Origin of the sequence: Pedobacter gandavensis (assembly GCF_032677645.1) — a bacterium.
Classification (GTDB): Bacteria; Bacteroidota; Bacteroidia; order Sphingobacteriales; family Sphingobacteriaceae; genus Pedobacter; species Pedobacter gandavensis_A.
Map to the genome: position 1 here is coordinate 252,011 of NZ_JAVTSB010000003.1, position 23,703 is coordinate 275,713.

Below are 23,703 nucleotides of genomic sequence, written 5' to 3' on the forward strand. Positions count from 1 at the left end.
AAAAATCCGGCAGGGTGAAGCAAGCTACAGCATTGCTAAAGAAAGATCCAATCGCATTAAAATATTAAGAGGTTAATCCACACGGATTAACCTCTCATTTTTTCCAGCAAATCGTTCAGTAACCGCGCATCGGCTTCCGATAAGTTTCTTGCGGCAAGTTCAGAAAGATCTACCTCTACATCCATTTTCAGGAGCAGGTTTAATCCCTTATCAGTGATCAAAATGTCTACTGCCCGTTTATCATGAGCATTTACCCCTTTGGCCACCAGTTTCTTTTGCACCAGACGTTCGGTGATGCGGGAAGCATCACACATCTTATCGAGCATCCTTGATTTCAACAGGTTAATCGTAGAAGGTTTTGGGTATTGCCCTCTTAAAATCCTTAAAATATTGAATTGCTGAGGAGTAATCTCGTAGGGAGCAGTGACCTGTTTATAATAATCATTGCACCAGCTATTGGTAAATACCAGATTAGCAATTGCCAGCTGGTATATATCTTTAAATTTTGTCGCTTTTATTTCTTTCTCCAACTGCATCTCAGTCATTCCATTATTTCTGATCCCCATTTTTGGGTACGGTCTTTTTCTTACCGAATCCCCAAGGGCAATGTTTACATTTATTCTTACAGCAATAGCCCCTTTTAAGATGGTAGGCTTCGGTGAAAACCATCAGCCCATCCTCGTTCAAATAATAGTCTATCCCTTCGATCATTTATGTAAGCAATTTAACGACCAAACTATTCGCAAAATGTTCCTTCAACTGCTTTCCATCGCCATGATTGGTCCAAACCTGGGTAGGTTTCACCTGATCGATGGTATAAATGATGTCATTCCAATCCGCATGATCGGAAACATACAACTGAATTTCGCTGTTACTTTGTAAGTGCTTCCAGCCCGTAGCGAACACTCTAATCACGTTAATCGCTCTGGAATAACTTCTGAACACCATTGGTGGAACCATATAAATCATGTTAGTCGCCGTGTTTTTCATCACTTTACGATCGTACATTTCATATTTTCCCATATTTATGCCATTCTCCTCATAAATTTTCACAAAAGGCATCATACTATGATGAACCAGTATCCTTTTTTCCGGACAATGGTCATTCATCAGACTAATCAGTCGCTGACATTTACCCAGGGCATAAGCACCCAGCATGATGTTACTTTGCGTTCCGTTTAGTTTCAAAATCTCTTCTTCTGCCACAGGGTGACGGGTGTTCGGATCTGCAAAAGTAGTCTCGGTAATCAGCACATCTGCTTGTACAAATTCTATCGGCTCGCAGGTTTTATCCGGCTGCAATTTATAATCTCCGGTGTACAGGTATTTTACGCCCTGGTACTCCATTAAAATCATGGCAGAACCCAAAATATGTCCGGCAGGGATAAACCTGATTTTAACGCCATTTAAGGTGAAATCCTCCTGAAAACCTTTCAAATGAAACTCGCCGGCGGCAAATTTCTTATAACGGTGTTTCATAAACAAGGAAGTCGTTTTAGTACAGTACACATTTTGGTTTCCACCGATGGCATGGTCTCCATGGGCATGGGAAATCACTACGTCTTTGGCGATCTCCTTTGAATCCAGATAAAAGTCACCATATCTACAAAATAAACCAGTTTTTGTAGCAACTATAAAATCATCTAATATCATTAAGGGTTGGTATTTAAGAATTGATGGTGTAAAGCCATCACTTGTGTAATTAAAGAATCTGTTTCATTGTTATGGACCAGCATATCCGCCATTTTGGCCTTTTCTTCGTCGGAGAGCTGTTTATCCATGCGTGCCCTCACTTGCTCCTCCGTTACCCCATCGCGTTGCATAACGCGTTGCAATTTAGTTTCCAAAGGTGCAATGACCAGCACGTTACGGTCGCAAAGCTGATACGAACCGCTTTCAAAAAGCAAGGCTGCTTCTTTCAAAATATAAGGGACATTTGGAGAAACCTGCGTTGCCCAATGTTCAAAAGCACGAAATACTGCCGGATGCACCAATTGGTTTAACTTTTCCAGTTCGGCTACCTGATTAAAGACAATTCCAGCAATGTGTTTATTGTTTAGTATACCTTCGGACGTATAACTTTCGACACCGAAAGCATCTTTTACTCCTTGTATCAGGATGGGATCCGTCACCATAATCTGTTTAGCTACCGTATCGGCGTAAAACACCGGAATACCTAACGTTTCAAAAACGCGGCATACGGTGGTTTTCCCGGAGCCAATCCCCCCTGTTATTCCTATTTTCAACATTATTTTTCTATGATAAAATCAACTTTAGCAGGTTTAATCTGCACCAGTCTGCAATATTCCGGAAAGCGGGTTAAGCGCACAGTTAACTGATTGTGCTGAAAAACTTTCCACTCATTCATATCAACTACCGCCACAATAAACTCCTCGTTTACCTGCGTAAACTTCGATAAAGCCACCATCAACGTGATTTTCACCTTTTTGGGATACAGCTTTATATTGTAATATTCTTTATTGTTGATCACCTTTAAAGGCACTTCAATCACTTTTTCTGTAAACTCATCTACCGGCAATTTCACGTCTACACTGGTTGGAAAAATATTGACGTTTTTCATCTTATTCTGCACCATTGCCACTCTGGCGACCGTAGAACTTTGAATATCTTCCAATTTCAGGGTATCGGTATTCCATTCTTTAATTTTCACAATATCCTCTTCCGGACCAGAGATCGTGACATAATCCGGGTTCACCTTAATTGTATTGGAAATTCCGTATTGCGGGGCAAAGCTGAGGTTGGAAATCAGTTTCACAGGTACTCTTTTTACTCTCCTTTCGGAAAAGTCAAAATAAAGGGTATCCGGTTTTACAGAAATGATCTTTTGAGAAGATTCCAGCTGACGATTGACATTGAAAAGCTGTTCGGAAAACAACACATAGTTTCTGTTGTTCAGTTTCTCCAGATTAATAGAGATCGATTGCGGTTTAATCCTTAGACGTGCAAACAAAAGTTGCCATCCCGTTCCTTCCACCTGTAAATCTACCGTATCTGATTGCAGCGGATGAAAGGCTTTTTTCTGAGGGAAGTTCTTATAGTCGAGGACCGTCTTGGCCGTATAAACATATTTATTGTTTAATGCCATGAACAACCATGCCGCAACAGCCAGGAACAGACAGGTGACCAGCGCCAGAAAACGCTTTTGCTCTACTTTTGTGAGTTTGATGATGGGCATATAGACAAAGTAATCAAATATACTGAAATGCAAAAGCCGCACCAAACAAGGATGCGGCTTTTACCAGTATAGCTGTTAAACCTATGCTTTTGGAGCGTCAGTTTTAGCAAGATCAACTTTAGGAGCTGCAGCTTTCGTTGCATCTAAAGAGACCGAAGTTTTATCAAAACGGATTTTAGTACCACTTTCTACTTCAATTACGAAAGTAGTATCGTTCATGTCCACAATTTTACCGTGAATACCGGCAGTAGTAACAATTTTATCTCCTTTTTTCAAGTCTTCAACCAATTTTTTATGATCCTTAGCTTTTTTAACCTGCGGTCTGATCATGAAAAAATAAAATACCACCATGATTAAAACCATTGGTACCAGGGTACCTAGCATGCTGCTACCACCTGTTGCTTGTAAGATTACTGTTGACATCATATGATTAATATATAAGATTTTATTCGTATTTACTTTTCTTTAATTTCTCCTGTTAAGTGTAATTCTGCAACTGTTGGGTTTGCATTAGAAGTGACCGTAACCACTTTATCCTGCATTCCAAATTTGCCATTGCTATCGAACACGACTTTAATACTACCTGTTGCTCCCGGAAGAATTGGCTCTTTAGGAATCTCAGGAACCGTACAACCACAGGTTGCGGTGGCATTACTAATGATTAAAGGGCTTTTTCCAGTGTTCTTAAAATTATAACTGTAATGCACTTTTTCTCCCGGAGCTATTTTTCCGAAATTATAGTTTTCATTGTCAAAAGCCATCACTGCGGCATCAGCAGCAGCAACCGGGTCAGTACCTTCGGCAAGAGAAGTTGTCCCCGCTTCTGTATTTACGCCAGCTGTTTTTGTGGTATTCTGGCAGGAAGCAAATGTTATTGCTGCAATTGCAACTAACAGGATTCGTTTCATAGTATTGATTATTCGATTAGTCCGCGACCCAATTTATGGATGCTATCCGTTCTTTTCAGGTCACCTAAAATTTTGTCCAAGATACCGTTAATAAACGAATTACTTTTCGGAGTACTGTAATCTTTTGATAGATCAAGGTACTCGTTAATCGTTACTTTAACCGGAATAGAAGGGAAATTTAACAATTCACAGATCGCCATTTTCATCAAAATAGTATCCATTAATGCAATCCTTTCCGACTCCCAGTTTTTGGTACGTTCGGCAATAAGTTCCTGGTATTCTTTGTTGTTTTTCAGTGTGTAAACGAAAAGATCTTCTACGAATTTCTTATCCTCTTCCCAATCCTGACTAATTGGCGTCAGTTTGTTTTTACGTGGATCTTCAGATGTAAAGTTCTTTAAAGTTTTCGCAACCATACCCTGCATCACTTCTTTATCTACAGACCAGTTGATAAATTTATCCTCAAAAGCCTGAATGATGTTGTGGCTTTTCAAAATAATCTTTCTAAAGATAAATTTGATAATAACTTTTGATTCCTCTAAACTATTGTCTTCATCTGCAAGATAAGCGATATATTCAGGGGTAGTTTTTAAGGCATTGAAGATACCTTTTACAAATTCAGGATCAGACATCCAGTTGATCTGATATTTATTGACATTGTCCTTAAAGTCAGGGTTCTCTTTCAGAGTTACCGCAAACTTATTGTGGAGCAGTTTCATGTTAGGATTTAAATCCTCTGGAGTAGGCAAATGTTTATTTGACCTTTCAATAGCATCAATGCTAGTGTATTCTGTGACCTCAACAAGGAGTGATAGCATCCAGATGTACATTTCGTACACGCTGTCAATACTTTCCATTAGCGATTTCTTTGAGGAAGCTAAATCTCTCTTGTCTGTCATCTGCCATGCAAAAATATTTTGCAAAGCTTTAATTCTTAAGTGCCTTCTGTTTAACATGAATGTGTAAGAACGAGTGGTAAATTACCGGGTTATTTAATTTGTGATTTGTGTACTAAAATGATGATTTTATTTTCTTGATATCGATTATTCTTTGTTCAGCGATGTGATTAGCAGCCAGGATGGTTGGAATATTGTCTTTCTTAGACATCCTGATCACGTCGCGCGTGGCATTGTATATGTTCTCTGTTAATTGAATGGTACGTTTTTTTCCGTAACCCGTCAATTCAGAATAACAACTGATCAAACCACCGGCATTGATCAGATAATCCGGAGCAAATAATATGCCCTTATCTAATAATAGCTTACCATGTACCAGCTCATCTGCCAACTGATTGTTTGCAGAACCCGCGATAATGGCGAATTTCATTTTAGGGATGGTTTTATCATTTACCGTAGCTCCTAAGGCACATGGCGCATAAATATCGGCGTCTATTCCAAATATTTTGTCCGCAGCAATAGGCTTGGCTTTATAAGTACGTGCAACATGTTGCAAACGTTCCTCATTGATATCACTGATGTATACTTCTACATTCTCTGCTCTCAACAGCTCTACCAGGTGTTCTCCTACATTCCCAATCCCTTGCACTACTACTGAACGCCCTGCCAGCATATCTGTACCAAACACCTCTTTAACGCAGGCTTTGATGCCTAAGAATACGCCTTTCGCCGTATGTGGTGCCGGGTCTCCTGCTCCACCTAAAGATTCCGGAACGCCGGTCACATGCTCGGTTTCCATACGGATATACTCCATATCTTTAGTGGTGGTACCCAAATCCTCTGCTGTGATGAATTCTCCATTCATGTTTCTGATAAATCTGCCGTAGCTGCGCATCATGGCTTCCGATTTTCCTTTTCTGGAATCCCCGATAATTACTGCTTTACCACCGCCAATATTTAAGCCCGTGATGGCTGCTTTATAGGTCATTCCTCTGGATAATCTCAGTACATCCTCCAATGCTTCCGCCTCTGAAACGTAACTCCACATCCTTGTTCCGCCTAAAGCCGGACCTAATGTAGTGTCATGAACAGCAATAATGGCTTTTAAACCAGTATCCGGATCATTGCAAAAAACGACCTTTTTATGCCCTGCGGCGCTTAACTGATCTAAAACTGAATTCACAAGAGAACTATTATCAGGCATATAATTTTGTTTATCAGATATGTCGCAAAACTAGCATAAAAAAAACATTAATTACACAGTTTTAACCAAACTCTTCAAAAAAATTACCTTCATTTGGCTAACTTTGACAATTCATGAAGCACCTCAGATTCTTAAACAAATACTTCTATAAATATAAATGGTGGATTATTCCGGGGGTGTTTTTTGTGGTCATCTCCAATATCTTCGCAGTAATACCTGCACAGGTGATCGGCCATGCCTTTAATTTAATCACAGAAAACATACAGATCTACGGCCTGTTCGAAGGTTTTGAACGCCGCAGCATCATCTATGATATTTTTAGTCAGAGTCTTTTCTATTTCGGACTATTGGTGCTGGTACTCTATCTATTGAGGGGAATATTTTTATTTTTCATGCGTCAAACCATTATCCTGATGTCCAGGCATATTGAGTACGACATGAAGAATGAGATATACGCACATTATCAAGAACTCAGCCTCGGTTTTTACCGGAGAAACAATACCGGTGATTTAATGAACCGCGCTACCGAAGATGTAAACCGGGTGCGGATGTATGTTGGGCCTGCAATTATGTATACCATCAATACCGCCGTATTATTTATACTGATCATTTATGCGATGTTCCAGGTGAATAGCACCCTGGCCATTTTCTCTTTACTACCCCTACCCGTGCTGGTGGTGATCATTTATTTTGTAAACACCATCATTAATAAAAGAAGCGAGCAGATCCAGGAGCAACTTTCCCGGTTGAGCAGTTTTGTACAGGAAAGATTTTCCGGCATCCGCGTGATCAAATCTTATGTGCGCGAAGACCATACCAAAGCCGTTTTTGCGGAAGAAAGTCAGGGCTATAAAAATAACGCCATGGGTCTGGTCAAGGTTCAGGCCTTGTTTTACCCTACCATGTTATTACTTGTTGGCTTAAGCACCATTTTAACCGTTTACATCGGCGGAAAACAGGTGATTGAGGGGGCCATCACGCCCGGTAACATTGCCGAATTTATTGTCTATGTGAACCAGCTGACTTTTCCGGTATCGATGCTAGGTTGGGTAACCACCCTGATTCAACGTGCTTCTGCTTCTCAAAAAAGGATCAATGAGTTTCTTCATCTGAAGCCGGAGATTGTTTCCGGATCTGCAGAAATCCTACCGGTTAATGGCAATATCAGGTTTGAGAACGTGAGTTTCACTTATCCGGACACCGGAATTGAGGCTTTAAAAAATATCAGTTTTGAGATTGAGCAGGGTCAGTTTGTCGCCATCATTGGTCGTACAGGCTCCGGAAAATCGACGCTCGCCAACCTGATGATGCGCATGTATGATGTAGATGCGGGAAAAATCACCATGGATGGAAAGCCGATCAATACGCTCAACTTACAACATTATAGAAGTCAGTTTGGCTTTGTGCCGCAGGAGGTCTTTTTATTCTCCGATACGATCCAAAACAACATCGCCTTTGGCTTAGACGAGGTCAACGAAGAAGCGGTGATCCAGGCTTCTAAAGATGCTGCTGTTTATCAGAACATTATCCATTTCGAACATCAGTTTGACACCATGCTTGGTGAGCGGGGAATTACCCTTTCCGGCGGACAAAAACAGCGGGTATCCATTGCGCGTGCTTTAATTAAGGAACCTAAAGTATTGATTTTTGACGATTGCCTATCTGCAGTAGATACCCGTACAGAAGAAGAGATTTTGAACAATCTGGGGCGTGTGATGAAAGGGAAAACCAGTATCCTGATTGCTCACCGGATTTCCACGATAAAAAACGCGAATAAAATCCTGGTATTAGATGGTGGAAACATCATTGAACAGGGTACACATGCCGAATTACTTCAATTAAACGGGAGTTATGCAGAAATGTATCAAAATCAATTACTGGAAGAGGAAACCAACAGCGGTTCTATGTTATAACAGTTGTTAATCGTTGCTTTACTATCCAATTTAAGTAAAACAAAGTTCTTTTGTGCAATTTTCTATTTTGAAGTTTAATAATTATTGCTTTATATTTACCCGAACCAAAAACCAAGATTAATACCAACATGGGAGAATTTGACAACAAAGAGAGAGAAGAGGTTTTTTCGAAGAAAGTAAGGGCCGGTAAGAGAACGTACTTTTTCGACGTAAAAGCGACAAGATCAGGTGACTATTACCTTACTTTAACAGAAAGCAAGAAAAGACTAGAAGACGGTGTGTTTGTAAAGCATAAAATCTTCCTGTATAAAGAAGATTTTGAGAAATTTGCAGAAGGATTAAATGAAACTGTTGATTATATTAAAAACCACCAGGATGTGGTTGAGAAACGTTACGAATACTCCGAGAACCACGAAGGCGTAGCTGTTAAAAGTAACGACGAATTTCCTTACTAATATCATACCGAAGAAATTTAAAGTCCCTCATCAACCAGGGGCTTTTTTTATGCTTAAAATTCAGGTTATATTTCCTTAACCATCTACAAAGTATTAGATTCCTCCTGCTTGTCCTCCAATATGGCTCAGTATTGAGCCCTGCTTACCAGATCCATCGCCGGGCAGTTGCAGGCATCCGGGCCCTACAAGGCCCTGCCAACACCGGCGCAAGACAGGGTCAAGGCTCCCTAAACTAAAACCAGTAGCCGAACAGTAAACCCAAAATTTTAAGAATTTTTTAAGGAATATTCCAGGCGGTATCTCCAATCAAAAAAGGCTTGTTAAACTAAAGTTCAACAAGCCTTTCCGCTGTTATATCAAATATACGTTTATTCTGAATGCAATGAAGGTTTATTTCATCAATTCAGCAAGCTTATCATGAAGCGCTTTACCTCTAAGGTCTTTTGCTACGATAATCCCTTTAGCATCCACTAAAACAGAATGAGGGATTCCTCTAACTGCATATAGTTTCACCATTGGGCTTTGCCAGTACTGAAGATCAGAAATCTGGTACCAGTTTAATTTATCATCAGCAATGGCTTTCTTCCATGCCGCAGCAGCAGTTGGCTTATCCAGAGATACACCCAATACATTTAAACCTTTATCATGGAACTTTTCATAAGCAGCTACAAGATTTGGATTTTCCTGTCTGCATGGACCACACCAGGAAGCCCAGAAATCAATTAATGTGTATTTTCCTTTGGCCACCACTTCATCTAAAGAAAGGGTTGTTCCTTCCGGAGTCTGCGCGCTGAAGTTTGGTGCTTTAACACCTATGGCTACTTTCGCTAAAGCATCTAAACGGTCTTTCAATTGTAGTCCATAAGTACTCTTTTTTACGGATGCCGATAAGGCATTGTAAAGTGGTAAAGTAGTACTTGGTTCTACATCACCTTTAACAATCAGGTATGGCGTATAATAAGAATCTGGATTGTTTTTAATAAAGTTTGCGGTCAGTTTTGACTGTTCGCCTTCCAGCTCATCAAACTGCTGACTAATCGTCACCAATTTATCTGTCTGACCAGCTTTTTTAGCATCGCTATATTCCTTGTTCAATGCCCTCATCGTGGTAGACAAAGGATTCATCGCCGCAGAATATTTCAAATGTTCTTCATGTGAAACTGATCCCGTAATTACCGATTCTGTAAAATCATTCGCATTCGCTTTTAAGGTCATGTTGGAATTATCTAAAAACGCATTGTATCTCAAACGCTTATCTTCCATCCTGATGCTAAAAAACTCAGCGCCATTTTTAATCACTCCTTTTAATACAAACTTCCCTCCTTTTATGGTTTGAGAAAGTGTATCTGAAGTATTCTGAGCGGTGCTACGGATGAATAAAATTTTATCTCCGTCTTTTACGCCGGTCAGTTCTCCTTTTATGGTAAAACCTTTAGCTTGTTGCGCGTTTACGCCTGCTATGTTCAACAAGGTCACTAAACCAAGTGACAAGGTCGAAATCTTTAATGTATTGTTCATATTGTGTGTTTACCTAATGTTTGATTTTTGATTACAATAATTCGATTTCATCCAGCAGGTTTTGCGCCAGCTTTTGAATCTTAGAGGTTTCTGCATCGGCAAGTGCTCTGGTTTTTTTAGCAGCAATCAACCCTTCTTCCTTCTTTTTAAGGCTTAGACATACATGAGCAAAAGTGCTTTGGATGGAATATTCTTCCGGATCCAGCAGGGTTGCCTGTTTTGCCATTTTGTAAGCTTGTTTCAGAATTTTAGGATTTGCAACCCCTTTAGTCTTTGACGCTCCTTTAGGACTTCCTGAACCTTTAGTATCTGCCCTTCTAGCCAAAAAGCTAAGTTTTTCTGCATCATCTTTCAGGTCGCCTTTTAAAGCTGAATTGGTGATTTTAATATACTCTGCATTCCTGTTGTTGTCCAGGTAGAAATCTGCTTCCAGCATAATACCTTGCTTTCTACGGGCTAAGTTATCTGAGTTTTTGAAATAAGAAAGACGATCCATGAAAGCTTTTTCATCTTTAGCATACAGGTAACCATACATCGTACTCGTGATCAAACGGTCTTTCAGTTGTTCTCTTTCCGCTTCCGTTGCATAGCTGGCGTAAGCTGCCTGGTTTGCCATGAAATGCGCGCCTAAACGATCGCTTTCTGTTCTCGCTAAAGCTTTAATTGCTTTCCATCCTAAGGCAGAATTCAATTCCGCAAGGCTGATTCTCTCCGAAATATCTTTTCCGATAGGATCACCAATAGTACGGTTTGTTTTCTGCAATACCAGGAAGTAATCCAGTACAAAAGGAATATCCCTTTGTCCGGATTCATACTTACTGGTCAGGAAGGAAAGGTTTCTTTTTGGATCTGCGGCAATCTTTCCTTCTTCAAGAAATTCGGCAACAGTCATTTTGGAAGCCGTTCTGTGGATCACTTCTCCTTTGTCATTTACAAATAGAAAAGTTGGGAACGACTGCACATTATATTTTTTACGGAGCTCGATTCCTTCTCCTTTTTCCATATCAATTTTAGCATTGATAAAGTGGGTGTTGAAAAAATCAGCTACTGCAGGATCAACAAATACATTTTTATCCATCCATTTACAGGGTGCACACCAGGAAGTATAACAATCGACAAAGATCAGTTTGCCTTCTTCAGCAGATTTAGCGGTCGTGGCTGCCCAGGTCGTTGTCTGGTTAAATTTAATTCCTTCCTGCGCTTTGATGCCAGTGGCGATCAGCAACAGTAGAAATAAGTTTAGGTATTTCATATATGCTATTTATAAGGGTAATTAAAGGTTAATTTATTTAGCGATCCAATACTGGAAGCGAAGGATTTATGGCCAGTACTTTTGGAGGAATTGGCAATACATAGCGCGGATCATTGGCCGGTAATGTAACTGTTTGTGTTCCGAAAGTATGACTCACTGCTTTCGCAAAATCAGGATCTTTATTCAAGCGTTTCAAATCTACCAGACGGTTAATTCCCTGAAAAGGCATTTCTCTTCTTCTTTCTTCCAACACCATAATCAGTGCAGCATGTTTCGTTGCAGCTGCCAATGGAGTCGCACCTACAATACGTGATTTTCTCAGGACATCCAGGTGTTTCAAAGCGATGGATGCATCACCAACTCTGGCTTCGGCTTCCGCAGCGATCAACATCAATTCAGCGGTACTTATCGCCATGTTAAATTCAACATAAGGCCCCCAGATGGTTCTTCCCGGAAATTTTGCCACGTTACCACCAAACTGAGCGAAATCCTTGCAAAAGAAAAGGCTTAAACGCTTATCTACAGCACCAGCAGGAAGATCATTTGCATAAGTATTTAACAAATCCGGACTGGCATATACTTCTGCAAATACATGACCATTACTTGTGGCGGTTTGACGACCCCAAATCGTTTCTATGTTCTTATCCAGGGTAGGAAAGGCAGTTTTATTGCTTTCCAGAAAGACTCTACCATAGGTAACGCCCATTTTGCTCGCATAATCCCCGTAATTCATCAAGGCTTTATTGACAAGTAATGATTCATTCGCATTTTGCAAAGCCTCCGGATAGTTACCCATATACAGGTAAACTTTACTTAGCAAAGCATCAACCGCAGATTTTGTAGGACGAAAACGATCACCACCCTTGGTTGCCAAATTCGGCTGTGCTTCTCTCAAATCCTTTAAAATAAAAGCATACACTTCTGCAACCGTATTTCTGATGTACTTTTTATTGATGTCTTCTACCAAAACCAGCGGAACACCTAAATCTGTAGCTGCCGTTGCTGCATCATAATGCACCGCATATCCGTTTACCAGATTAAGGTACTCAAATGCTCTACCTACCATGGCCTCTGCTTTCAACTGTTTTTTCAGTGCTGGTACGCCATCCGTAACATTTTCAACGTTATTAATGACCGTATTGTAAGTGAAAATCCGCGAATATGCCGATTCATAAAATGTGTCCACATTACCACTTTCTAAGATTGCCCCATGTGCAAAACTATATAGGTTGCGTTTTAATATAGAAAACAAGGTATAATCGGTCGCACTGCTTTCATCCTTTTCAATTCCGGCCTGTACATCATCCGTCAGGTAATTCGGGTAAGCCGAGGAAGAGTTGTTTAAAGCATTGTCATTTAACAGTTTTTGATAATCTTCAAAAAGCGCAGGAATAGTGTATCCTTTAGGCTTAATATCCAGATAATCTTTACATCCGGTAAAGACTCCTGTAGTCAGCAATAAAGCAAAAAATATCTTTTTCATTTGTATCTATTTAATGGATTAAAAATTAACAGCCAGTCCGAACGTATAGCTTGCCGGAATAAAATTCCCTCTTGTAGTGATTCTGCTGTTCACATTTGCATCGGTCGGCATGGTGGTATACCAGGCTTCAGGATCCAGGTTCTGCTTATTTGCTGCCCATCTCCAGGCATTTTGTACCTGGAAACTCAGGCGTAATTTCTGCACATGGTTTCTTTTCAAAAACTCATTGGTCAGAGAATAGCTTAGTGTCACATCTCTTAACTTGATATAATCACCTCTTTGAACACCATGATCTCCTGCCGACCATAATTGAGTAATTCCGGCCGCAGCAACATTGTAAAAACCAGGTGCCATTCCAGGAATTAACTCATCACCAGGTTTTCTCCAGTAATTTAAAGCTGTTCTATCCATGTTATTGGTATAATTCAACTCCGGTAATTTCGTCAGGTATGGGCTAATTACGTCGCGCAATTTATTGCCACCATAATAAATGAACATGAAGAATAAGTCAAAATTCTTATAACTTACCGTGTTCATTAAAGAGGCAGAAAATGGCGGCGTAATGGTTCCTTCATAAACCAGATCATCAACCGTTAATTCGGAAGTATTTTTCACTTCTCTGCCATCTTTAGTAAGGCCGATTGGTCTGCCTAAAGCATCTAATCCTTTGTAACGGATGCTGTATAGTGAATTCATTGGCTTACCTACCCTGTTATTTACCTTATCCACATAACTGTAAATGGTATTGTCTGTGTTTTCTACTTTGGTGATTACGTTTTTATTGTAATTAAAGTTCATCGTAGTACTCCATTTGAAATCTGCGGTAGCCATGTTATTGCTCGTCAATGAAACATCTACACCACGGTTGCGCATACTTGCAAAATTCATATTTACAGAACTCCATCCCAGGGTTGGATCCGTATTCATCGGGCCTAACAGATCGGTAGTATTCTTATTGTAAAAATCAATGCTTCCGGAAAACTTAGCCTTTAGCAAGCTAAAGTCCAGACCAAAATTGGTCACTTTGGTTTTCTCCCAGCGCAATCCAGAGTTTGGTGGCGTTTTAATTCTTGCCTGTGCCATATTGTTAATCGGATTCGCGCTGGCATAATCCGTCATGATCAGGTATGGACCACCCTTTTTCGAAATGTTTCCATTGATACCATAAGTTGCACGAATGGCTAAACGATCCAACCAGTCATTGTCGTTTTCTGAAACTACATATAACAAGCCGGTCGACCAAAGTGGTTTATATTGATATTTAGGATCTGAACCGAATAAGTTCGATTGGTCCATACGGATACTCGCCGTTGCCGTCAGCTTACGATCAAAAGTATATGATCCATTACCATAAAATGAAACATAGCGATCTTCTGTATTGGTAAAATACTCGTCCTTCTTTTTATAGAAGAAACTACCACCAACAGATTCCATACCGGTTTGTTGTTTAAATAACGACACCTCGTCAATTGATCCAAAAGATAAGCTGTTGTCATTGTACCCATACCTGAATAATCTGGTGTCTGTGGCAACGATGCGACGTTGTTCTGAACCTGCAATAATATCAATACGGTGCTTATCCCCGAACAGTTTATTGTAATTAACCTGCGCACGTAGCGTATGTGAATTGATATCCGCTCTGGTCTCATCTATTTGTCCACCATTAGGGATCAGGAATTCCTTGCTCCCATCAGGTTTAATTCTCGTTGCATCATTGATCAGGGTCTTCACCTCATACGCATTTTTACTCAGGTACTGTTTCGTATAATTTTCTGTTCTTTCTTTCTGATAAAGCAGGTTCAATGATAATCCTTCAGCCAGTTTAATGTTTGCATTAAAGTTCAGGTTCAGGTAGTCACTGTTGTTGTTATAATGTTTACTGCCCATCTCATTTACAGGCGCATAATATTCATTCTGTAAACCCAATGCATTTAAACGGTCAATCTCCAACGGAGATTTTGAATTTGGCCAGTTCACCGGATTTCCATTCTTATCTCTTAACATGAAATAAGAAGATTTACCAGTATTTAACATACCAACACCACTCACACCGTTGTCGTAATCTTCTTTAAATGAACTACTCAGGATGCCCACATTTACCTTTAACCATTTGGTGAAATTAAAGCTATTGTTCAGGTTAAAGCCAACGCGTGTGTTGCTTTGCTCGCGCTCATAAGGATTATTGTTCATGTAATTTCCACTCAGGTTATAAGTATAGAAATCTGAACCACCCGACATCGATAAATTATGTTGTTGTACGATGGCTGTTTTACGAATAAATTCGTCTACTACCTGATCATATCTATCGTTGTTTCTATAAAAATCCAGTGCCGTTTGTAATTGAGCTTCATCAGCATCATTCCATACTTTAGTCACATCAGCTTTGTTCTTTGCATCATACAGCAGTCTAAAAACATCATTCAAAGACTTACGGGGATCTATTCCTGCATAAGAAAGAGATTTAAGATTGAACATCTCTCTTTGGAAATCTACCAACTCCGAGCTGCTCATTTTATTTGCATAATCACGGTTAGGTAGCGGGGTAAGTTTCGCCGTTCCATTGTAATTAATCCTTACCGGGCCTTTTTTCCCTTTGCGCATGTTGATCACAATCACGCCATTTGCAGAGCGCGCTCCATAAATAGAAGCGGCTGTTGCATCTTTAAGAATGTTAACAGATTCCACATCTGATGGATTGATGGATTGGATATCACCTTCAAAAGGGGCACCATCCACTACAATAAGCGGTTTTACTTCTGCATTCAAGGAAGAAACACCACGAATCTGATATTGTGTTTTACCTTCTGAGCTATAACTCGTCAAACCAGCAGACAATCCTTCGATTCTATCCAGAATATTGGTTTGCATTTTACCTTTCAGGTCTTTATCCGCGTTGATCGTAACGATAGAACCCGCTGCACGTTCTTTAGGGATATTCTGGTAACCGGTCGAGACAATCGATATCTCTGACAACTGTCCCGTATTAACCTCTAAAGTAATATTGAAGGGGCTGCCCTGACTTACCGGAACTTCTTTAGGTTTATAGCCGATAAAAGATACAATCAACGTCCCTTTCTCATCAACAGCAGGAAGCTCAAACGCTCCGTTACCATTGGTAATCACAGTTTTCTTTGTGTCTTTTACCTGTACCGTTGCTCCTGGTAAAGGCAGACCTTTTTCGTCCATCACTTTTCCTGTCACTGTCACAAACTTGAAAGTACTTTTCAGCTGATCGATTACAGTGAAGTCCTTCTTCTTAATAACCACCGTATTTTCGATGATCTTAAAGCTCAGGTCCTGGCCTTGAAAACAAGCGTCTAATGCTTGTTCCAACATCACATTCTCCAGGTTCAGACTTACTTTCTTAGCAGACCTCACCAGGTCGCTGTTGTAAAGGAAGGTATAATTCGTTTGTTTCTTGATGGATAAGAGTACTTGTTGTAAACTGGCATTCTTTTCGCGCAGTGTTACTCTCTGACCAAAGGTGCTCGCCGCAGCCTGTACCAAGGATATAGTGATCATTAAAGTGATCAAATTAATCCGCATCATAATTTGTCTTCTGGTTAAGGTATTTATGCCGGAAATCCTTGCATAAACAGCCTGAAATGGTTTAAAATATGGCACAAGGCGAGCCCTGTCCATACCTTTTGAAGTATTAAATAAATACATACATTTGTAAGGTTGGGTTAAAAATAGTAAGGTCTATTGCTACGTTTTTTTCGTCCCGATCTGTATCGGGACAAGCAGCGAAAAATGGGTTAACCGGACACTGATCCCGAGTATTAGTCAGGATCTTCGACCGGGGAAGTGCTTCAACACTTTCCCGGTTATTTGTGGGTTAAGCTCTCGCTGCGCCTATTCTTTGGGTAGTAAATGTTTCTTCATTTTTTTTGGTTTATGGTTTATGATTCGTTGACTAAAGCGATACCACAATTCTATTGCGGGTATTGGTTTGCTTTTCTATTTTAAATTTGATATTCAGGTACCTCAGCATTTCCAGAAATGCATTCGCGTCGACCTGCCGGCTCACTTCCCCGGTAAATAAAACCGGAGGAATATTACCTTCATATACAACATCCACATCGTACCAGCGCGAAGCCTGACGCATGATGGCCTTTAAATCTGTATTGTTGAAGCGGAAATAACCGCTTTTCCAGCTGATCACTTCTTCGGTATCTACCTTTGATAAAGACAAATGATCCTGCCCGCCGGTAGCCTGCTCCCCTGGTTTAAGCAACAGTGTGTTTTTCTGACCAGCTACTTTGACGCTTCCTTCCATCAGCGTAGTTTTAACTACTAGCTCATCTTTATAAGCATTGATATTGAAATGGGTACCCAGTACTTCTACACGTTGTTTTTCGGTTAGCACGATAAATGGCACTCTTTCGCCTTGCTTGTTTTTCAACTGTTTGGCTACTTCAAAATATGCTTCTCCTTTGAGCTCCACCTTTCGTTCTCTCAGGTGATCAAAAGTTAAAGGAAACCTTAATGAAGATGCTGCATTGAGCCATACTTTAGTGCCATCTGGCAGCACCACCTGATATTGTCCACCTTTTGGGGTACTAATGGTATTGTAGGTATTTGGTTTATTTACGTCAGAAAGGTGGTAAACCAGTTGTCCTTCTTTAGTTTTAGAAATACTAATCCCGGATTCTGTAACCAGTGTTCCTTTTTTAGCATCCGACAAAGAGATTTGCGTTCCGTCATCAAGGGTGAGTACGGCATTGTTTCCTCCGGCAGGTATCGGTTGTTGGTTTTGCGTTTGTGTCAACAGGGCTTTTTCTTCCCTGGCGGATTGAGTGGTATAGAATAAGATTCCGGCGGTTAAAGCGATTGCAATCCCAGCAGCTGCAGCAATAGAAGGCCATAGAATACGGCGGGATTTTGCTACTTCGAGCTTTGGTTTGTCCTCATCCAGTTCTAATCTCGACCAGATTTCGCCTAAATCATCGATACGTTCCTGTTCGGTTAAGTCTGTTAAATCAAAAGCCGCCATTTGGTTGTCCCTATCCGCGGTACTGTTCAAGTGCCATTGCGCCAATAGCGCCTGCTCTTCTTCCGTACATTTGCCGGAAAGATATTTGACCAATAACTCTTTTGCGTCTAGTTTCGCCATAGTGTGAAGGACTGCTGTTTATCCTTATCAAAAGAACAGACAGGCAACCCGGGCCTATGGGGTAAATAAAAATGAAGAAATATAAAATCAGTGTGAGATCAGGAATAAAAAAACCACAAGCCCCAGTTTCACTCTCAGAATTTTCAGTGCATGCTGTACATGTTTTCTCACGGTTTGCTCAGAAAGCGTAAGTTGTGTTGCAATTTCTTTATGACTCAACTGCTCTTTCCTGCTCAATTCAAAAACTTCCCTCATCTTAACAGGCAAGGCGGCAATTTCTTTTTCAATCAATAAGTTCATTTGTTTTTCCCGAACCAGGTGATCCGTGGCAACCTGTTCCTCATCGATAAAAGCTTGCAGAGAATTCAAATACTGAGACGCTACTTTTTGGTGAGAAATGACATTAAAGATGCGGTTACGAACCGCCGTATACAAATAGGCCGACAAATTATCCGGAAAAGACAGACTTTCCCGCTTCGTCCATAACGTAGCAAAAAGCTCATGAACAATATCTTTCGCTTCCTCCCGATCCTGCATCCATTTAAATGCATGGCTATGCAACAACCACTTGTACCTGTTGTAAATTTCTGTGAATGCTCCCCTATCCCCAGACCTCAACAATTCGGCAAGTTCGTTGTCCGATATTGTTTCATAATTAAGCATTTCATTGTATCCCCCAGGCGAATATAAGAATTATCGGTTAAATACCGCCCCCTAACCCTAATGAGAGACCGCTAAGGCTCGAAAACAACAAAGCCCTGTTACAAGCCGGAATTAATTCCAAACGGGTAACAGGGCTTTCTAAATATGCATATACTTCGTTTTCTCTTTCTTCTCGTTTCCCTTTCTCTTTCTTCTCGTTTCCCTTTCTCTTACTTTCCCTTTCTCTTCCTTTCCCTCTTCCCTTTCTCTTCCTTTCTCTTACTTTTCCCTTTTTAATTTTCTTGCCCCCCAAACAAAATTCTTTGAGTCTGAGAAAAGGCATAGGAACGTTTGCCCTCTTCCGGGCAAATTTTCCAGCCTTCGAACAGATTCAAAATTTTGTTACATGAAACTTCCATCACCCCTTCTCATAATTCCTCTTCCACCTTTCCCTTGCGCACCGGACCATTTCTGCAACCTCATCGTCAACCTCACCATAAAATACCTGCTCAGTGCATTCGATTTTGTATCGATTACATCCGTCCCTGAAATCTCCTGGGTCACAAAATTATTCTGGTTTAGTATATCGAACGCTTGTAAAGTAACCTTCCCTCTACGGTCAAAAAATTCCTTCTCCACATACATATTGACTACAAAAGGGTTGGCTGTCACGTTGGCGCTCAATCCTCTCACATAATTCTTACTTGCGCTATAGCCGAACAAATAACTCTCCCATAAATAAACCCGACCATCTACGTTCAATGCCAGCGTATTGTAATTGCTGTTGGCGGCTGTTACCAGACTATTTGTAGAGCGTGTATTGGTATAAGAAACATTCGGGTTAATTTCGAACCATTCCGTTGGGTTTATCCTTGGACCAAAACGTTCCATTGTGGTCATCACGTTAGTTGTATTTTTCAAGCCATTGGTCATAGATATACGGTGATCATAGTTAAATGAACCACTCAAAGCGAGATTATATTTTCTATCGCTCAATTGTTTATTGATGGAATAATTGGCGTTAACATTATAGACCCCGTTGGTGTTTAAAAATCTGGTTTCATTGATTACGTTAAACGCACCACTTGGAAGCACCGTTCTGATCTGCTGCACATTCCTGATTACCGCATTATCCGTCATTGTACCCCTAACATTCAGGGAATAATTTAATCTGGAATTGGCGATATAATTATTGTAATTGGCATTCAGCGTATGGGTAAATGAAGCTAACAGATTCGGATTACCAATCACCGGACTTTGTGGATTCGTTACATCTCTAACCGGCTGGATCTGATCAAATGTTGGCTCTACTGCATTTCCTGCATAGTTGATCTGCATTTTATGTTGTCTCGACCACATGTATTCAAACCGCGCGATTGGGATGATATTGAAACTATTTCTATGCGTCGTAGTTCCTAAACTCGCTTTAGTTCCCGATAAAACAGCAGGCACAGCGGTTAATCCGACAGAGAACCTTACTTTAGACATTCTATCCAGGCCATAGCGATAGTTCATTGCGATACGTCCCTGAGTAAAGGAATAATCGTAAATATTGCTCAGGGAATCGATGACAGCCAGATAGCCGTCAGCGCCAATATTTCTGGTCGTCGCGTTATTATCGTAACCATTGTAATTTACCTGGGCATTAAATTCCAGTTGAGTATTGAGTGATAAAGGTTCCACATAGGTCAGACTCCCCCTATAATTGCTCTGTAAATTCTTACGGGCAATGATACGGTTCACTAAGGAGTCGGTACGTTGAGTTTCGGCAACATCCCCATAAAAAATATATTTTGCATCCTGAATCTGCTCAATCTCCTGATCATTACTATTCAGGTCTACCTGCATGGAAACATTTCTTCTTGGTTTTTTGAAAATATGCTGATAGAATACCGATGCACCTAATTGAGGCGCCGTATTCTTACTGAAATTCCTGCTAAATTCATCCCTGTGGTTGTAACCATCCTGAAAAACAGTATCCAAACGGTTACTTGTCGTAGAGTTGGTCCGGATCGTAGGGATGACTCTTAAAAAATTACTGCTATCCAGCTCTACTTCTACTTCCAGTCTAACATTATGGCCTTGAGTCTTGTTATCACTCATCCTTTTCGCCACTTCATAGGTGACATTATCTATCGGTCCTTTTTGTTTATTAGTATCAATTACAGCATATCTTTTTGCCGTACTTTCTGTAAGAGAATTCACATCCCTGGAGTTAAAACCATAGTTTAAATTCACAGAAACCTTCTTACTGACTTTATCACGGTAACTTAATGAACCATTCCCTACCTGGGTTGTTCCGCCACTACCACTACTTCCGCCGCCGGAGTTGTTGTTTCCACCTCTTCCGCCACCGCCACTATTTCCACCATTATCTCCGCTGGAAGCAACACCATTAATGGTATTATTGAAGCTTCCGTTTACCCCGATAATCTGGTTTCCGTTAATTCTGGTGCCGAAAACGCCACTTTCAAATCTTTTATTATTTCCTGCGGCCACATTGACATTCAGCATATTCCCCACCGACTTATCCGTCCGTGTAGTGATATTTAAAATCTTTTCCGGGTCGCCATCTTTTACACCGGTTCTTGCAGCCTGGTCTCCATAATCATCTACCATCTGTATTTTATCGACAATCTCTGCGGGAAGGTTCTTAATCGCATTGGCGATATCTCCGCCAAGGTATTCCTTACCATTCAACTTGGCCTTAGTCACCGCTGTTCCCTGGTGAACTAATGTCCCATCGGTTCCAACTTCCATTCCTTCCATTTTCTTCAGCAATTCATCTACCGTAGCATTCTTCCTCACGATATAATCGCTGGCCCTATACTCCACAGTATCTGTTTTATAAGTAATGGAAGGTGTTCCATTGATCACCACCTCATTCAGCTGGTTTTTCTCTTCCTTCAGCGTAATCGGATCCATCACAATTCTAGGGATCGCATCGTTCTGTTTATAACGAACAGGCTTAGTAGGATTATACCCGATACTCTGAACCATCAGGGTATACGTTGCCGACTTTACATTTTTGAAGATAAAAATTCCATCCGCATTGGTACTGGTTTTCAAGGTATCCTTATCCGAAGTAAGACTTACCGTAGCTCCAATTACCCCAAGATCAGTAGAGTCTTTTACAATACCACTGATTTCCCGTGTTGGAAGTGGTGGTGGTGGCGTTTGTTTACCTGGATTCTGAGCAAAGCCGTATGCTGAACTTAAAATCAAGCCGAATAAAAGGAGTGTTTTTTTTAATGCCCGGGCAGAATATCGGATACGCGGGACTTGCTGCAGCCGGAGGGCTGTAACCTTGAAGAAATGGTTCATGAGACTGTTATTGGTTCGTTTGTGTGTGTCTTTGTGTGAAGCTGAAAGCGGGTACGGGTTCCTCTTTAGCCTTTATTTTTTTACCAGGGTATATTTACCCCAGAAATCTGTAGGACTGATCAGAGCCTGAAAGTCGAAGTTACCTCCGCCGCCACCGCCACGTGGACCAAAGCCACCACCTCCGCCGCCTCTCATCGTCATGCCGCCACCACCGCCGCCGCCATCAAATCCTTGCATCTGTAAACCATTCAGCTTAATGTTATAGGCAAATTCGGTACTGCTGTCTTTAGAAAGGCCCAATGCGGTTAATGGAATAGCAATCTCGTAGAATAAAGAGTTGTCTTTAGCGATATTAGCTACCGCTTTAATCCCATATTCATTATATATAGATATCAAGGTATCTGTAGTGTTTTTGAAACCACTGATCTTAATCTCCTTTACCTGTGCCAATTGCTTTTTCTGCATTTCGGCCATCATCGAATCTCTTTGTAATTTACTGGCTTGCTGTGCCCCGCCTGACGCGCTGATTGTAGTGGTTACGGTAACCGCACCACCCATCATCGACGCTCTACGGCCTCCACCCTGTCCACCACCAGGTCTCATTGCTCTGTTTACAATAGGATAGGTTAAAGTAATACTCTCTTTTTCTTTTTTCTTACCATCAGGGTTGATGGAAAGTGTAATCCCACCCGCCAGTATCTTCGTGTTATTGGCCGGGTCGGTAGATTTAATGGCGACATACAAGTTATTGTCGTCGTTTGCCATTGTATAATAGATATTTGTTCTCTTGTTCAGGGCCTGAAAACTATCATTCCATTCCGTATTTTTTCCGTCTGCTCTAATTCCTGTCGGTGCATATACACCACTCGATTGTACATCTGGTAATTTCTGAGCATATCCAGCGGAACTAAATGCCAGAAATAATAAGGAAGAAAGACTTAGTTTGGAGAGTTTCATTTTCATAATGGTTCAAATTAAAGAGGTCGTATATTCAGTTGATATGTTTGAGACTTTGGAAAATGGTTTAGGTTTAATCTATCTGCTAAATTTCCCTACTTGCCCATTTCCCCCTTGAATCACATCATTTTAGGTATCCCGTTGTGTTACACACCTGATTTTATTAAATCTACAACTTTTCGGTGTACAAAAAGCAACGCGAATTAAACATAAAATACATCCTGTATAGAATACTTCTCTTAATTTGTTACATACAAAATCCTGACTAAAAAACTAAGCCTGGCATTTTTCGAAGTTAATCTTCGTCTTTTTGAATGCTAGCCTTCACATTTTTTAATCGTGAGACTACCTATTTCCAGCCAGTCTTCTACTCCTAAACCATCCACACCAAGCAATACTTTAGCTTCAGCACCCACATGCTTTTCTATTTCTCCAATCATTTCCTGACTGATTGCTTTATTACTGATCCGAACCGGCTCATCTAAAACAGTGGTACAAATCTCCAGATCATAAATCCCATGTACCATAGTTTTACATATCAATAGCTCAATCCCTTCCTCCTGAACCATTCCTTTTAATTCAGAAAAAACATGGCCAACCTGAGTCAGACGGTCCTCATTAAAGCCCATAAGCAGCGCGCTGGTATACCCGGCACGATTATCCTTTGTTAAATTAAAGCCGTTTACATCTGCTAATACGGACTCCATAATTAATCTATCCATAATTTCTATTTTAAAGAATCTTCCTCTTTAAAAGCTAATGAAGAGCCAAATTGTTTGATGAATTCTAAAAACAGCCGTTTTAGCAGTTTTATTTTATACCTTAAAAAAAATTGAAAC

The 23,703-nt window shown here is 40.5% G+C and carries 21 protein-coding genes; 2 read left to right on the top strand and 19 right to left on the bottom strand.

The features are described from left to right. Window positions 1-86 precede the first annotated feature (86 nt). The 9 genes from R2Q66_RS06900 to R2Q66_RS06940 form a co-directional block, all read right to left on the bottom strand. A complete protein-coding gene (locus tag R2Q66_RS06900) occupies window positions 87-566 on the bottom strand; it encodes a MarR family winged helix-turn-helix transcriptional regulator (protein ID WP_316747276.1) in 480 nt (159 codons plus the stop codon). Further along, window positions 550-711 (bottom strand): DUF5522 domain-containing protein, encoded by a 162-nt coding sequence (locus R2Q66_RS06905; RefSeq protein WP_316747277.1) that lies wholly within the window; start codon window positions 709-711, stop codon window positions 550-552. Before R2Q66_RS06905 ends, R2Q66_RS06900 begins: the two co-directional genes overlap by 17 nt. Then, window positions 712-1,653 carry an MBL fold metallo-hydrolase RNA specificity domain-containing protein gene (locus R2Q66_RS06910; RefSeq protein ID WP_316747279.1) on the bottom strand — a complete coding sequence of 314 codons (942 nt, stop codon included), beginning with the start codon at window positions 1,651-1,653 and terminating at the stop codon, window positions 712-714. Beyond that, window positions 1,653-2,249 carry a dephospho-CoA kinase gene (coaE, locus tag R2Q66_RS06915; RefSeq protein ID WP_316747280.1) on the bottom strand — a complete coding sequence of 199 codons (597 nt, stop codon included), beginning with the start codon at window positions 2,247-2,249 and terminating at the stop codon, window positions 1,653-1,655. Before coaE ends, R2Q66_RS06910 begins: the two co-directional genes overlap by 1 nt. Then, window positions 2,249-3,196, bottom strand: coding sequence for a YbbR-like domain-containing protein (locus R2Q66_RS06920; protein ID WP_316747281.1), 948 nt, complete (start codon window positions 3,194-3,196; stop codon window positions 2,249-2,251). The genes coaE and R2Q66_RS06920 overlap by 1 nt, the downstream gene beginning before the upstream one ends. Before the next feature lie 81 nt (window positions 3,197-3,277). Next, window positions 3,278-3,622 (bottom strand): preprotein translocase subunit YajC, encoded by a 345-nt coding sequence (yajC, locus tag R2Q66_RS06925; RefSeq protein WP_265841822.1) that lies wholly within the window; start codon window positions 3,620-3,622, stop codon window positions 3,278-3,280. A 29-nt stretch (window positions 3,623-3,651) separates the two neighbouring features. Further along, a complete protein-coding gene (locus R2Q66_RS06930) occupies window positions 3,652-4,104 on the bottom strand; it encodes a DUF1573 domain-containing protein (RefSeq protein WP_316747282.1) in 453 nt (150 codons plus the stop codon). An 8-nt stretch (window positions 4,105-4,112) separates the two neighbouring features. Next, window positions 4,113-5,060: a transcription antitermination factor NusB gene (gene nusB / locus R2Q66_RS06935; protein ID WP_316747283.1), complete on the bottom strand. Its 948-nt coding sequence runs from the start codon at window positions 5,058-5,060 to the stop codon at window positions 4,113-4,115. Window positions 5,061-5,115: 55 nt separating this feature from the next. Continuing rightward, entirely contained in the window at window positions 5,116-6,204 is a 1,089-nt protein-coding gene (locus R2Q66_RS06940; RefSeq protein WP_316747284.1) for a Glu/Leu/Phe/Val dehydrogenase, read from the bottom strand. Between the two features lie 113 nt (window positions 6,205-6,317). On the opposite strand from R2Q66_RS06940, the gene R2Q66_RS06945 reads away from it, so the two are divergent. Then, window positions 6,318-8,117, top strand: coding sequence for an ABC transporter ATP-binding protein (locus R2Q66_RS06945; protein WP_316747285.1), 1,800 nt, complete (start codon window positions 6,318-6,320; stop codon window positions 8,115-8,117). Between the two features lie 128 nt (window positions 8,118-8,245). Beyond that, window positions 8,246-8,572: a DUF3276 family protein gene (locus tag R2Q66_RS06950; protein WP_316747286.1), complete on the top strand. Its 327-nt coding sequence runs from the start codon at window positions 8,246-8,248 to the stop codon at window positions 8,570-8,572. 390 nt (window positions 8,573-8,962) lie between these two features. On the opposite strand, the gene R2Q66_RS06955 is transcribed toward R2Q66_RS06950, so the two are convergent. From R2Q66_RS06955 to R2Q66_RS07000, 10 genes are all read right to left on the bottom strand, one after another. Beyond that, on the bottom strand, window positions 8,963-10,090 hold the full coding sequence (locus R2Q66_RS06955) for a TlpA disulfide reductase family protein (protein WP_316747287.1): 1,128 nt from the start codon (window positions 10,088-10,090) through the stop codon (window positions 8,963-8,965). Window positions 10,091-10,121: 31 nt separating this feature from the next. Further along, a complete protein-coding gene (locus tag R2Q66_RS06960; RefSeq protein ID WP_316747288.1) occupies window positions 10,122-11,342 on the bottom strand; it encodes a thioredoxin family protein in 1,221 nt (406 codons plus the stop codon). 37 nt (window positions 11,343-11,379) lie between these two features. Next, complete coding sequence (locus R2Q66_RS06965; RefSeq protein WP_316747289.1) at window positions 11,380-12,825, bottom strand: RagB/SusD family nutrient uptake outer membrane protein; 1,446 nt, start codon at window positions 12,823-12,825, stop codon at window positions 11,380-11,382. An 18-nt stretch (window positions 12,826-12,843) separates the two neighbouring features. After that, window positions 12,844-16,494 (bottom strand): SusC/RagA family TonB-linked outer membrane protein, encoded by a 3,651-nt coding sequence (locus tag R2Q66_RS06970; RefSeq protein ID WP_316747290.1) that lies wholly within the window; start codon window positions 16,492-16,494, stop codon window positions 12,844-12,846. 247 nt (window positions 16,495-16,741) lie between these two features. Continuing rightward, a complete protein-coding gene (locus tag R2Q66_RS06975) occupies window positions 16,742-17,941 on the bottom strand; it encodes a FecR family protein (protein WP_316747291.1) in 1,200 nt (399 codons plus the stop codon). 87 nt (window positions 17,942-18,028) lie between these two features. Next, window positions 18,029-18,604: an RNA polymerase sigma-70 factor gene (locus R2Q66_RS06980; RefSeq protein ID WP_316747292.1), complete on the bottom strand. Its 576-nt coding sequence runs from the start codon at window positions 18,602-18,604 to the stop codon at window positions 18,029-18,031. Between the two features lie 37 nt (window positions 18,605-18,641). After that, window positions 18,642-18,896 (bottom strand): hypothetical protein, encoded by a 255-nt coding sequence (locus R2Q66_RS06985; protein WP_316747293.1) that lies wholly within the window; start codon window positions 18,894-18,896, stop codon window positions 18,642-18,644. A gap of 89 nt (window positions 18,897-18,985) precedes the next feature. Further along, on the bottom strand, window positions 18,986-21,907 hold the full coding sequence (locus tag R2Q66_RS06990; protein ID WP_316747294.1) for a beta-sandwich domain-containing protein: 2,922 nt from the start codon (window positions 21,905-21,907) through the stop codon (window positions 18,986-18,988). A 72-nt stretch (window positions 21,908-21,979) separates the two neighbouring features. Next, window positions 21,980-22,870 carry a hypothetical protein gene (locus R2Q66_RS06995; protein ID WP_316747295.1) on the bottom strand — a complete coding sequence of 297 codons (891 nt, stop codon included), beginning with the start codon at window positions 22,868-22,870 and terminating at the stop codon, window positions 21,980-21,982. A gap of 311 nt (window positions 22,871-23,181) precedes the next feature. Next, window positions 23,182-23,586 (bottom strand): hypothetical protein, encoded by a 405-nt coding sequence (locus R2Q66_RS07000; RefSeq protein WP_316747296.1) that lies wholly within the window; start codon window positions 23,584-23,586, stop codon window positions 23,182-23,184. Between the last annotated feature and the right edge of the window lie 117 nt (window positions 23,587-23,703).